The following is a 13003-nucleotide window of genomic DNA, read 5'->3' as shown; positions in this document are numbered from 1 at the left end:
ATAAGCATCAATAGTCAATTTCTAAACGCAGCCTGTCGCGAAGTTCTTTCACCAATGGGTACTGTTCTGCAATGCGCTCAAATCTTTGTTTGCTATTGAGGCGCATATGCAATGGAACATCTTCTTTTTCACCTTCTTCTACCAGTATAGTAAAATTGATAGCACGATTATTAAACTGAGCATGCAACTGCTCTAATAAGACCAACTTCTCAGACTCAATAAATTTCTGTGCAGTTACAGCAGATACCCTTACAGTAAAATGAATATCGTTATCGATTTCTAAACTGGCAATCTTGAATGTACCAACTGCAGAGTGTTTCAATTGTTGCTCCAGTTGTTTAATATAAGATTCCCAGAAGGAGCGCAATGTCTCTTCTGTAAGAGGCTTCGCTTCCTTTACTTCTTCAATCTCATATGCTGCACCTGCTTTTTCTTTTAATGCTTCAAGCAAAGATTTTTTTGGACCCGTCTTTAATGTGCCTGGCGGAGGAGTCACAGCAGGTGCTGTCTGCTCAACATACAATTTAGCAGAAGGAGCCTGATTGATTTGGGCCGATTGCTGGCTTGTTGCTGAAGCTTCAGTTCCTGAAGAAATTTTTGCATTACCGGCAGTGGATGCCGTATTCGTAGGAACTGGTGGTACCAGAGATTGAATAGGTCTGGCTCTAAAAGCTATAGGACCATCAACCCGTTTTTTTTTTGATACCCCCGATTTGTCCTGGCTCAATTCAATCGCTTGTTGTAAAAAACTAAGTTTGATTAACGCGAGTTCAACATGCAATCTTTTGTTACGCGCCATTTTATAGTTAACCTCTGTATCGTTCAGAATATTCAGCGCACTCACCAGATAACTCAAGGAAGTATGTGCTGCTACCTGCTCGTATTTTTGTTGCATCCCTTCTACTACTTCTAGCAAAGAAGCGGATTTAGCGTCTTTACAAACCAACAGGTTGCGAATAAATTCCGCAAACCCATTCAATACAAGATCCCCTTCAAATCCTTTACGATTGATCTGATCATACAGCAACATAGCTCCCGCCATATCCTGTTGCTGCATACAATCCAACAATTGGAAGAAATAATCTTCATCTAAAATATTCAGGTGCTCCAGTGTATTCTGATACGTTACTGTTCCATTGGTAAAACTGACAATCTTATCTAGAATACTTAAGGAATCACGCATACAGCCTTCGCTCTTTTGTGCAATCACTTGTAATGCTGCTTTTTCAGCATTGATATGTTCCTTGGTAGCTATTTCTTGTAAATGTTCTACCGTATCATTATTTGTGATTCTTTTAAAATCGAAGATTTGACATCGACTTAAAATGGTAGGTAGAATTTTGTGCTTCTCGGTAGTTGCTAAAATAAATATGGCAAAAGGTGGCGGCTCTTCTAAGGTTTTCAAAAATGCATTGAAGGCACTGGAACTTAACATATGTACCTCGTCCACAATATATACCTTGTACTTACCAGCTTGCGGAGCAAAACGCACCTGTTCTACTAGCGCCCTGATATCGTCTACTGAGTTATTACTGGCCGCATCCAGTTCATGAATATTCATGGAAGTACCTGCATCAAAGGAAACACAGCTACTGCAAGTATTACAAGCTTCGCCTTCCGATGTTGGATTGGTACAGTTGATTGTCTTCGCCAAAATTCTGGCACATGTGGTTTTACCTACACCACGTGGCCCACAGAACAAAAAGGCGTGTGCCAGTTGCTGATTGCGAATGGCATTCTTCAAGGTGGTGGTAATATGTTGCTGCCCCACAACTGTATTAAAGTTCTGAGGACGGTATTTACGGGCTGATACTACAAAATTCTCCATAGAAATTGCTGCAATATAACTTATTTATAATCCATCTCAGGATGCCTTTCAAAAGGATATTTTTCGTCGAAAATATATCGGAAAGTCACCATCTGTCTGCTTTGCTTTCCGCCAAGGCTTTTATAAATATTCACCATTTTAGGGTTCCAGTCGCCCGCCCAGCCCATTTCGTACTGAAGATACCAGCCTTTCCCCTGCAATTGAAGACCAGCAGCATAAATCAGATAACTGTCTACACCTAGTGCCTGGTATTTGGGGACCACCCCAAAAGCCAGACCGGTTAATCTTTTATTGGTACCCCGCCACTTCATCCACAACAATTGCAGCTTTTGTAATAATCCAAACTCCCCGTTAAAATGCTTAAAATATTGATTCAAATCAGGAATATTAATAAACATAGCAATCGGATCCTCTTTGTAATAAGCAAACCACACTACTCTTTCGTCCATTATGGGCTTCATTTTTTTGAAGAGCTTGACTACCTGTTCTTTGGTAATTTCCTTTGCTTCTCCATGTTGCGCCCAAGCCGCATTATAAACTGTTGCAAAATCGCCAGCGTACTTTTCAAGGTTTTGCAATTTTATATGCTTAACAGCATAGCCTGGCTTGGCATTGAACTTCTCATACCTTTCAGGAAATTTTTCAGGAAGCGGGTCATCTACATTCATGTAATAATAATACTGATTGTAGTAATTTTTGAATCCATATCCCTCAAACAAGGCTTTATAATAAGAGGGATTATAAGACATTCCATACATGGGCGCCTGCTCAAAGCCTTCCACCATCAATCCCCACCATTTATCTCTGTCCCCAAAATTAATTGGGCCATCCATGGCTTCCATTCCTTCCGAAATCAACCATTCTTTTGCGGTATCAAACAAAACATTCGCAGTTGCCTGGTCATTGATGCAATCAAAAAAACCAACACCGCCTGTTTTAAATTCAGTTCCCTTATTGATGTATTTTTCATTGGTGAATGCCGCAACTCTTCCAATGGGCTCTCCATTATCTGCAAAAGCCACCCAGCGTTTTGCTTTGCCCCATTTGAAATTTTTATTTTTGGCAGGATCAAAAACCTCATTCACTTCATTATTGAGCGCGCGAATGTAGTTGGCATTTCCGGCATTCATCATGGCATTCACTTCCAGAAAGTCCCAGGCTAACTGCGGATTGTTTACTTCTGCTATTTGCATACCAATAGTTTAAGGTTGAAATAATTTTATGGCCATTTTCTGATCGTGCTTATATATATCCCTTCTGAAATGCAACTGTCCTGAGGCATCAACCCAGGAAGTAAAATACACCAGGAATACAGGTATTTTCTTTTTTAAAGTAACCCATTTTTCCTTTTCTAGATACATCAGACTGTCCATTGTTGTACTAGTAAATTGTGGTTGATCACGCAACAGAAACTCGGCAAATTTTTTGGGCTCTGCAATTCTTATACAACCGTGGCTTAAGCCTCTGTTACTTTGTGAAAACAAATTCCGGTTAGGTGTATCGTGCAAATAAATATTAAAATTATTGGGGAATAAAAACTTCACTCTTCCCAATGCATTATTGGAACCCGGCTTTTGTCTAATCTGAGGAAGCCCATTTACATAACCGGTGATTTCCATATTGTGTTTAGCAATATAATTTTTGTTTCTACTGATTGCCGGCAATATTTCTTTTCTTACAATACTTTCCGGAACATTCCAATAAGGACTGAATACAACATACTGAAGATTGCCATTAAAAATAACAGAATTGTTTGCTTCCGATCCTACAATCACATTCATCTTCAGCACATTTTTACCATCTTCAAAAACGCGCAGTCTGAATTCGGGAATATTCACTAAAACATATGTACTGTCTTGCATAGATGGCATCCATCTGGCTCGCTCCATATTAATAAGCAATTGCTCCATTCTTTTCCTAACGGGTACATTCAGATCTTCTATCACTTTGTTTCCAATGATACCATCTTCATCAATTCCGTGTCTCTCCTGAAATTTTTTGATGGCTATAACAAGACTTGTATCAAATAAATTATTACTGGTTAATACATCGCCCTGCAAAAAGTGTAACCGGTTTTTTATTCTCGGAATCAAAGAACTGGTATCGCCACTTTTGAGTGATTTTTTTAAACGGGGCAGCGAATCGGCAACTTCCAATTTTTGCATTTCTGCCAGCCGAAACAACCATTGTTCCATTCTTGGATATTGCAAGCTAACTGGTGCAAGATTAATAATCTCGGTTACTTTTTTATTAATCACTGTATCGAGCAGTGCATGAAGATTTACTTTTTTTCTAGGGATATACCAACCCAAATCTGCCAGCTGAATATTCGAACCTTTGTACATTTTCTCTGCATACACAAAAAACTGAGCAGTGAACAACAATTCAGTATTGACAACCTCCTTATTCGCTACTATTTGTTTAGCTTTTTTATTTGCAAAGGCTGTATATAAATCTTGGAACTGCTGATTAAATAAAGAGCTGTCTGACAATCTGGAAATATAGTCGTTCTGTAAATTATAAAAGTGATGCGCTTGTTCTGAAAGTCCTGAAGAATCAAACCAGGCAAATTCAAAATTACGGTCTGTATAAAAGTCATTCATTTGTTTACTGAAAGCTTTGGCCCAGCCATTAGATTCCAGAAACGTCTGCAATGCTACACTATCTAAAAAAAGAGGATTATAGGATGTGGTTATTGTAATTGAACTATCTCTAATAACTTCTTTTTCTGAAGCATTATTCCACCCACAAGAAAAACCAAGAAAAGTCAGAAATCCTATTAAGGATAAAAAAGACGTTCGCATGCTGCTAAGATACAACATGTAAGAAGATTAGCGATGCTGCAAAAGCACAGCTGCTGCTATTCCTGCCGTTTCTGTTCTCAGCCTTGTTGTACCCAGACTAATCATAGTAGCACCTGCTTTTTCAGCCAATAATATTTCCGAAGGCGAAAAATCACCTTCTGGTCCTATCAACAATAAAGCTGCTTGATTTTTATCAACAGACTGAATTAATTGCTTGGGGCCATCCTCACAATGTGCAAGTAAAAGATGTCCATCAAAGGCTTTATTCAATAAAGTTTTATACTCAATGGGATCATGCAGTACTGGCTTAAAAACCTGCTTGCTCTGGAGCATGGCGGAAATCAGAATATGCTCCCAACGTTCTTTTTTGAAATGAGTCCGCTCTGTTCTTTCTGCAATCAAAGGATAGAAAGCTGCAATTCCAATTTCAGTAGCTTTCTCCAAAAACCACTCCATCCTTGCTGCATTCTTTACGAATGATATAGCAATACTGTTTTGAGGATCAGCTCTCTCCATCTGTTTGTGACCAGTCAACTGCACAACAGTCTTGCGCTTGTCTGCAGAAACAATCCTGCCCATACAAGATAATCCCTGGCCATTGGTAAGCGCAATGGATTCCCCGGGTTGCATGCGCAATACAACACTACAGTGCTTACTGGATTCTTCTGAAAGAGTAAACAATTCCGGAGTTGCAGGCAAACTGGTTTCGTAAAAAAAGGGGATATCCATACTTCTTATAGGAAGAAATCATTAAAATGGTGCGCCCTCATCAAAGCCTTCATCAAAATCAGAAGACTGGTTCATCTTACTTCCTTTTTGTATAAAGAAAGCAGTCTCCCCATTGCCCTGACTCATTGATCCGGGTTGAATAGGTTTCCAGTTTCCGGGACCTGGTTCCGCGTCCATTTCTTCAAATCTTTGTATTTCCAATTTTGCTCTTAACTTAATGGTTTCGAGTGAACCATTTCTATGCTTGGCAATACGTATATGGGTTTCACCATTGGTTGCTTCCCCCATTTCATTGGTCATATTTTCATAGTACTCCGGACGATAAATAAACATTACCATATCCGCATCCTGTTCAATGGCACCCGATTCACGAAGGTCACTCAACTGAGGCATTTTACTTTCTTTACGGGTTTCAACCGCACGACTCAACTGGCTCAGGGCAATGATGGGAACTTTCAATTCTTTTGCCAGTGACTTTAAGTTACGGGAGATGCTACTGATTTCTTGTTCTCTGTTTCCCCCTTTATCGTTGCTTCCACTCATTAACTGCAGGTAGTCAATGATGATGATACCCACGTTATGTTTGTTAACCATTCTACGGGCTTTTGCACGGAATTCAAAAATATTCAGTGCTGCCGTATCGTCAATATATAACGGTGCATTTTCCAGTTTTTTAATCCCCTTACTATGTAATTGCTGGTATTCATGATCTTCCAGTTTTCCCCGGCTAATTTTCTCCATTCTGATTTCACTTTCGGCACTCAGGATACGCTGAACCAACTGTGCGGCACTCATTTCCAGAGAGAAAAAACCTACTCCAACCGGTTTCGTCGGATGCAAAGCTGCATTACGAGCAAGGTTAAGCGCGAAAGCTGTTTTACCCACAGAAGGACGTGCAGCCAGAATAATCAAATCGGTTGGCTGCCAGCCATACGTAATTTTATCGAGTGATGAAAAGCCACTAGGCACACCAGAAATTTCATCGGTCTTGGTTCTTAGTTCATCAATTCGAGTAATCGCTTCTATCAATACACCTCCAATGTCTTCAAAGTTCTTCTTCAAATAGTTGTTGGTAATATTGAACATTTTGGTTTCTGATTCATCCAGTAAATCAAAAACATCGGTTCCTTCTTCATAAGCATCCCCAATGATTTCTCCGCTAATTTTAATCAATTCTCTCTGGATGAACTTCTGCAAAACAATACGGGCATGAGCATCAATATTCGCAGTAGATACAACCGAATTGGTTAGTTTGGTAACATAATAAGGCCCACCAACCAGATCCAATTTACCCTGCATTTTCAATTCTTCAACAACAGTTAAAATATCTATCGGAACAGATTTCTGTTGCAGACTTTGCATCGCCAGAAAAATATATTGGTGCGCATCTACGTAAAAACATTCTGGTTTAATGATTTCTGATACAGTGTCAAAAGCACTCTTCTCCAACATCAAGGCACCTAGTATTGCCTCCTCCAGCTCTTTGGCCTGAGGGGGCACTTTACCGTATACCATCGTACTTAAATCTATCGCGGGTTTTCTTCTTTTTCTGTCTTTATTTAAACTGGTAATCTCCATTTTCTTTGCTTAATCAATTTTAGAACGATCCTTTTTGCATTGTTACCAAAATGTTAACTGGCAACAAGGGGGAGCGAATATAAGGGCGCGAAGGGTCTACTAAAAATTTTTTCGGATTCTATTTATTCCACAGCTAATTCCCCGCTTATCCACAAACAAACATCCCCTATTCACACAAATTACTATGCTTATCCCCCATTTGCAAAAGTTTTCCTCTATTATTTGAAGAAATTAACAGAACCACGTTAACAAAGAAAAATGGAAAAAAGGGGGGCAATTTGTCCAGAATGACTTAATAGAGGATTGTGTAATAAGCGACTATTTAGCCAATTTATGATACGACTGATGAAAAGAATAGACCAGGCTTAGGTTCCAATCGAATTGCTTGCCCACAATGGTTGATCGAATTGCTTTGTTGAAGATACTAGCAAAAGAAAAGGGGAAATTATGAACACGAAGGTTCAGTGTGTTGGTTAAAAACACCCCATCCTTATCATCAATTCTTAAGTAATAGAGTTGTGGGTTCAACTGCACATACAGTTGTTTAGAAATATTTAATTGAGAAAATGTGATTCTAAAACCAGCATAATATGAGTCCTTAATTCCGGTATTATTGTACCCATGTCCTCGCAAAAGGTACAAGCCCATGCTAACATGATCGGCAATCACATGATTGGTAATAAGTTCTGCAGCTAAAAAGCGCTTGGATTCCATGATCTCTTCAGGAACCCCATTGATGGTAGCTGTCTGGGTATTAAAATTGATGGCTGGAATATGTCCGCCTAACTGCATAGAAAACTTTTTTCTATCGATAATTTTATAGCGGTATATAAAAATAAATGACCAGGGTTTCCCTGTCATAGCAAAACGAAATTGAGGTTCAAAACTCATTCGCTTGTTACCAATGGAAGGCTCCAAAATGATTGCAGGTTTGCCTAAGGAAAAAGAAGGAATAATTGAAAATCCATTTTGGGTAGCACTCAATGCAGCTTTAAAATATAGTGAGCTATCTTTTGTTTGTGCAGCCAATTGGCTACCCAACAACATAACAACATTGGTAATAACAACCATTACCCCTAAACCTGCCTTCTTTTGAAATCCTTTTAAATGGCTCATGTATTCCTTTATGTTGACAGCAAAGGTCTACAATATTCAACAGGAACACTTACCTGTTTTACGGATTCCTTTACCATTTTTCCGTTATACACCAAAGGCAGACCCGTTTTGCCGTAGCCGATTCCCTTACACTTACGCCGAATACCTTAAATTCGCATTTTTAACCATCGTCGCTTTACTATGACCATAAGTTACAACTGGCTTTGCGAATATTTACCTGAGACAATAGAACCCGCTCAACTATCCAAAATTTTGACTTCCATCGGTTTAGAGGTAGAAAGCCTGGAGCGCTATGAGAAAGTGAAGGGGGGATTACAAGGCGTTGTAATTGGAGAGGTTTTAACCTGCGAACAGCACCCTAATGCGGACAAGCTTAAGTTAACTACCATACATATAGGCACAGATACTCCATTAAAAGTTGTGTGTGGAGCTTCAAATGTAGCTGCAGGTCAGAAAGTAGCCGTAGCAACCATTGGTGCTACCATCTATCCAATAAGTGGTGAACCCATGACCATGAAAGCTGCCAAAATAAGAGGCGAAGAAAGCCAGGGAATGATTTGTGCAGAAGATGAGCTTGGGCTGGGTTATAGCCATGATGGTATCATGGTATTACCATCAGATCTTGTACCAGGTACGCCTGCTTCTGAATACTTTAAACCATATAGCGATTATATATTTGAAATTGGGTTAACGCCTAACCGAATGGACGCCATGAGTCATTTAGGCGTTGCCAGAGATGTAGCAGCCTATTTAACTCATCATCAGAAAGAGACACGTGTTAAACAACCATACAGCAACGGATTCAAAGCAGATAACCAGGATGCAACCATAAAAGTGACCATTGAAAACGCTGCAGATTGTCTGCGATATGCAGGAGTTACTATTACAGGAGTGACAGTTTCCCCTTCTCCTGAATGGTTGGTAAATAAACTGACTGCGATAGGGGTAAGAAGTATCAACAATATAGTAGACATCACAAATTATATTCTACATGAAACCGGTCAACCCTTGCATGCATTTGATTTGAATGCGGTAACCGGAAAAGAAATCATTGTAAAAAACCAGCCGGGTGGAACGCCTTTCATTACGCTGGATGGCAAGGAAAGACAATTGCATGCCGAAGACCTGATGATTTGCAATGCTGAAGAAAGTATGTGCATTGCCGGGGTTTTCGGGGGGAGTAAAAGTGGGGTAACCAATGAGACCACTGCCATTTTCCTCGAAAGCGCTTGCTTCCATTCTACCAGTATTCGTAAAACATCTATGCGCCATAGTTTGCGAACAGATGCAGCCACCCGTTTTGAAAAGGGAATTGATATTTCCAATACAGTTAACGTATTGAAGCGTGCAGCTTTATTAATTAAAGAAGTTGCAGGAGGAAGTATTTCCTGCGATTTAATTGATGTATATCCTGACCCCAAGCCAAGAACAACGGTTACGATTAAAAATCATTACCTGAAAAAATTAAGTGGTAAAAATTATCATGCAGATAAAGTGAAACGAATTTTAACTGCACTGGGTTTTAATATTGCCAAGGAAAGTCTGGATGAGTTGATGGTGGAAGTTCCTTATAGCAAACCGGATATCAGTATTCCTGCAGACATTGTTGAAGAGATTTTGCGTATTGACGGACTGGACAATGTTGATATCCCTACCATGATTAGCATCAGCCCTTCAGTTGAAAAACTGGGAATCAAGGAAAACGTGAAAGAAAAAATTTCCAGCTTCCTAGTAGGTAAAGGTTTTACTGAAATTCTTACCAACTCCATTACTAACGGTAAATATTTCGATGAATCCGTTGCTGCTCACACAGTTAAAATGATTAATAACTTGAGTGCAGAGCTGGATGTATTGCGCCCCTCGATGCTCGAGAGTGGTCTTGAAACCATCGCTTATAATGTAAACCGTAAGAATAGCGATTTACAAATGTTTGAATTTGGTAAGACTTATGCAATAGATGGAGAGGGCTTTAAAGAGACAGAACATTTCTGCCTGTTTGCAACGGGTAATCATATTGAACAGGGATGGAGAAATCAGGCAGCACCGGTAGACTTCTACAGAATGAAGGGTTTAGTAAATGCACTTTTGCAATGGTGTGGATTAAGCAATATTCATTTTGAGCAGGACACCGATGCATCGGTGAGCATATATGCCAACAAGCAGAAACTGGGTGTCTTAGAAAGTGCACCTGCAGCCAAATTAAGTCAGTTCGATTTAAAACAATCTGTTTACTGGATTGATCTTCCATTTGATACATTGCTTTCGGCTATACAAAAAATAAAAGTGGTGTATAAGGAAGTCAATAAGTTCCCATTGGTACATAGAGATCTTGCGCTGGTAGTGAATAAACAAATTCGTTACGAGCAAATTGAAAAAACCGTACAGGGCTTAAAGATTACCAAGCTGAAACAGATGAATCTGTTTGATGTATTTGAGAGCGAAAAATTAGGTACCGATAAAAAATCAATGGCAGTTAACTTCGTGTTCTCCGATGATAGTAAAACCCTTACGGATGCTGAGATTGACAGCATGATGAATAAGCTCATCAAAGGATTTGAGAAGGAAATCAATGCGGAAATCAGAAAATAAATCCTAATTTTCTACCATGTCTTTGCTAAACCAACATATTGCCGAACTACAGGAAAAGTTACAGACTTTACTGAAAGCCCATCGTCAGTTGGTATTGGAAAACCAACGCCTGGAAAAAGAGCTGACTGATTTACGGCAATTACAGGTTAGCAATACACATGCACTCTCGGCCCTGGAACAAAAACTGTCCGCTGCCAGAATCACCAGCGGCACCTGGGACCCGCAGGAAAAAATTAAATTGCAAAAGCAAATTGATAGTTACCTTAAGGAAATAGATAAATGCCTGGCGTTGCTGCACGCTTAAAACTATGTCTGAATTAATCCCTGTAAATATTGTTGTTGCCGACCGGACTTATCGCTTGAAAATTGAGGCGGAAGACGAGGAAATGGTGCGCAAAACCGCACAAACCATCAATGAAAAAATTCTGGAGTTTAGAACCAACTTTGCAGGGAAAGACATGCAGGATTATCTGGCCATGGTTTTATTGTGGTTCACTACCGAACAAAAAGAACATTCTCAGTTGGCTTTACTGGCAGACGAAACGGCCAAACAGGTTAAAGAAATGGTGCAATCAATTGATAATGCACTGAAAGAGAACGGATAATTTAGCTTTCAATTCAAAAATCTCCTATCTTCTTGTTATCTTCGTAGCAGGTCATTTACTTATTATATTAAAATGAGATTTGATTGCATTAATAGAATTGTGAACGTTTTAAACCCTTGCCAAAGACATGGATCCTATAATTTATGTAATAATATCAGCCGTAGTTGCCCTTGTAGTGGGCATTATAGCGGGTAAATTTATTTTCGCCAAAGACACTAAAAAGCAGGTAGAAGAAGCCGAATTACAAGCACAAACCATCTTAAAAGAAGCTGAACTAAGAGCAGAAACCATTAAAAAGGAGAAGCAATTAGAAGCAAAAGAGCGTTTTGTACAGTTGAAATCGGAGCATGAGCGCGAAGTAAACGACAGAAATCGCAAGATTGGGGAAATGGAAAACCGCATAAAGCAGAAAGAAATTTCCATCAATCAGAAAGAAGCCAGTATTGAAAAACAAGTGAAGGAAAATGATGCGATTAAGGAAAACCTGAATCGTCAGATTGAACTGGTTAATCAAAAACGAACTGAACTGGAGAAACACCAGGAAGAACATATCCGTCGCCTGGAAAAAGTAGCAGGATTAACTGCAGAAGATGCCAAAGCCCAACTAATTGAAAGCCTGAAGCAGGAAGCCCATACACAAGCCCTTGCCCTTCAGCAGGAAATTATTGAAGACGCCAAGCAAAAAGCTAATAAAGAAGCCCGTAAGATTGTTATCCAATCCATTCAAAGAACAGCTGCCGAACAGACCATTGAGAATACCGTTACTGTATTCAATCTGGAAACAGATGAAATCAAGGGGCAAATCATTGGTAGAGAAGGCCGTAATATCCGCGCCATTGAAGCCGCTACGGGGGTTGATTTAATTGTGGATGATACGCCGGAAGCTATTATCCTCAGCAGTTTTGATCCACTTAGAAGAGAAATTGCCCGCTTGAGCTTACAGCGTTTGGTATCGGATGGACGTATTCACCCGGCTCGTATTGAAGAAGTAGTAGAAAAAACCCGTCGCCAATTGGAAGAGCAGGTAATGGAAATTGGGGAACGTACGGTGATAGAAATGGGTATCCACGGTTTACATAAGGAATTGATCAGAATCGTAGGTAAAATGCGTTTCCGTTCTTCTTATGGCCAAAACCTATTGATGCATAGCCGTGAAACAGCCAATTTATGTGGGATTATGGCTGCCGAATTAGGCATGAACCCTAAGTTGGCTAAGAGAGCGGGTTTACTGCACGATATTGGTAAGGTTCCTGACGAAGAAACCGAACTAAGCCACGCACTTTTAGGAGCTAAATTAGCAGAGAAATACGGCGAAAATCCTGCTGTGGTAAATGCTATTGGTGCTCACCACGACGAAATGGAAATGTTATACGTGATTTCTCCCATTGTACAGGCCTGCGACGCAATCAGCGGTGCAAGACCCGGTGCCAGAAGAGAAATTATGCAGCAATACCTGCAAAGAATCAAGGATCTAGAGAACCTGGCTACTGCCTATCAGGGAGTGGAAAAAGCCTACGCAATTCAAGCTGGACGTGAGTTACGCGTGATTGTAGAAGCTGATAAGGTATCTGATGTAGACAGCGATAAGCTGAGCTTTGAAATTGCACAAAAAATTCAAACAGAAATGACCTATCCGGGTCAGATTAAGGTGACTGTAATCAGGGAAAAAAGAGCCGTAAACGTAGCCAGATAGAAATTTCTGGAAAATTTGCGTTTTTTAAAATATTCCCATTACCTTTGCCGTCCGATAAAAA

Annotated in this window: 10 protein-coding genes; 4 read left to right on the top strand and 6 right to left on the bottom strand. The window is 39.8% G+C overall.

What is annotated here, in order from left to right; genetic code table 11:
• Positions 1 to 7: 7 nt before the first annotated feature.
• The 6 genes from TEGAF0_RS11835 to TEGAF0_RS11810 form a co-directional block, all read right to left on the bottom strand.
• Positions 8 to 1828, bottom strand: coding sequence for a DNA polymerase III subunit gamma/tau (locus TEGAF0_RS11835; RefSeq protein ID WP_264898500.1), 1821 nt, complete (start codon positions 1826 to 1828; stop codon positions 8 to 10).
• A gap of 20 nt (positions 1829 to 1848) precedes the next feature.
• The gene (locus TEGAF0_RS11830; RefSeq protein ID WP_264898498.1) at positions 1849 to 3021 is read right to left on the bottom strand and encodes a hypothetical protein; all 1173 of its coding nucleotides are present in this window, start codon (positions 3019 to 3021) and stop codon (positions 1849 to 1851) included.
• 9 nt (positions 3022 to 3030) lie between these two features.
• Positions 3031 to 4650 carry a L,D-transpeptidase family protein gene (locus TEGAF0_RS11825; RefSeq protein ID WP_264898496.1) on the bottom strand — a complete coding sequence of 540 codons (1620 nt, stop codon included), beginning with the start codon at positions 4648 to 4650 and terminating at the stop codon, positions 3031 to 3033.
• Between the two features lie 9 nt (positions 4651 to 4659).
• A complete protein-coding gene (locus TEGAF0_RS11820) occupies positions 4660 to 5361 on the bottom strand; it encodes an RsmE family RNA methyltransferase (protein ID WP_264898494.1) in 702 nt (233 codons plus the stop codon).
• A 21-nt stretch (positions 5362 to 5382) separates the two neighbouring features.
• Complete coding sequence (dnaB, locus tag TEGAF0_RS11815; protein WP_264898492.1) at positions 5383 to 6939, bottom strand: replicative DNA helicase; 1557 nt, start codon at positions 6937 to 6939, stop codon at positions 5383 to 5385.
• Between the two features lie 318 nt (positions 6940 to 7257).
• Positions 7258 to 8055 carry a hypothetical protein gene (locus tag TEGAF0_RS11810; protein ID WP_264898490.1) on the bottom strand — a complete coding sequence of 266 codons (798 nt, stop codon included), beginning with the start codon at positions 8053 to 8055 and terminating at the stop codon, positions 7258 to 7260.
• A 180-nt stretch (positions 8056 to 8235) separates the two neighbouring features.
• On the opposite strand from TEGAF0_RS11810, the gene pheT reads away from it, so the two are divergent.
• The 4 genes from pheT to rny all read left to right on the top strand — a co-directional run bounded on the left by pheT (position 8236) and on the right by rny (position 12942).
• Positions 8236 to 10644, top strand: coding sequence for a phenylalanine--tRNA ligase subunit beta (gene pheT, locus TEGAF0_RS11805; RefSeq protein ID WP_264898488.1), 2409 nt, complete (start codon positions 8236 to 8238; stop codon positions 10642 to 10644).
• A gap of 16 nt (positions 10645 to 10660) precedes the next feature.
• Positions 10661 to 10948, top strand: coding sequence for a hypothetical protein (locus TEGAF0_RS11800; RefSeq protein ID WP_264898486.1), 288 nt, complete (start codon positions 10661 to 10663; stop codon positions 10946 to 10948).
• 4 nt (positions 10949 to 10952) lie between these two features.
• Positions 10953 to 11249: a cell division protein ZapA gene (locus tag TEGAF0_RS11795; protein WP_264898484.1), complete on the top strand. Its 297-nt coding sequence runs from the start codon at positions 10953 to 10955 to the stop codon at positions 11247 to 11249.
• A gap of 127 nt (positions 11250 to 11376) precedes the next feature.
• Entirely contained in the window at positions 11377 to 12942 is a 1566-nt protein-coding gene (gene rny / locus TEGAF0_RS11790) for a ribonuclease Y (protein ID WP_264898483.1), read from the top strand.
• Positions 12943 to 13003: the final 61 nt, after the last annotated feature.

The organism is Sediminibacterium sp. TEGAF015 (assembly GCF_025997995.1).
Classification (GTDB): domain Bacteria; phylum Bacteroidota; class Bacteroidia; order Chitinophagales; family Chitinophagaceae; genus Sediminibacterium.
This window is presented reverse-complemented; position numbering and strand designations above follow the sequence as displayed.

Bases quoted from the DNA above. Each gene is read 5' to 3' on its own strand.
- TEGAF0_RS11835 (WP_264898500.1), bottom strand. From the start codon at position 1,828: ATGGAGAATTTTGTAGTATCAGCCCGTAAATACCGTCCTCAGAACTTT.
- TEGAF0_RS11830 (WP_264898498.1), bottom strand. From the start codon at position 3,021: ATGCAAATAGCAGAAGTAAACAATCCGCAGTTAGCCTGGGACTTTCTG.
- TEGAF0_RS11825 (WP_264898496.1), bottom strand. From the start codon at position 4,650: ATGTTGTATCTTAGCAGCATGCGAACGTCTTTTTTATCCTTAATAGGA.
- TEGAF0_RS11820 (WP_264898494.1), bottom strand. From the start codon at position 5,361: ATGGATATCCCCTTTTTTTACGAAACCAGTTTGCCTGCAACTCCGGAA.
- dnaB (WP_264898492.1), bottom strand. From the start codon at position 6,939: ATGGAGATTACCAGTTTAAATAAAGACAGAAAAAGAAGAAAACCCGCG.
- TEGAF0_RS11810 (WP_264898490.1), bottom strand. From the start codon at position 8,055: ATGAGCCATTTAAAAGGATTTCAAAAGAAGGCAGGTTTAGGGGTAATG.
- pheT (WP_264898488.1), top strand. From the start codon at position 8,236: ATGACCATAAGTTACAACTGGCTTTGCGAATATTTACCTGAGACAATA.
- TEGAF0_RS11800 (WP_264898486.1), top strand. From the start codon at position 10,661: ATGTCTTTGCTAAACCAACATATTGCCGAACTACAGGAAAAGTTACAG.
- TEGAF0_RS11795 (WP_264898484.1), top strand. From the start codon at position 10,953: ATGTCTGAATTAATCCCTGTAAATATTGTTGTTGCCGACCGGACTTAT.
- rny (WP_264898483.1), top strand. From the start codon at position 11,377: ATGGATCCTATAATTTATGTAATAATATCAGCCGTAGTTGCCCTTGTA.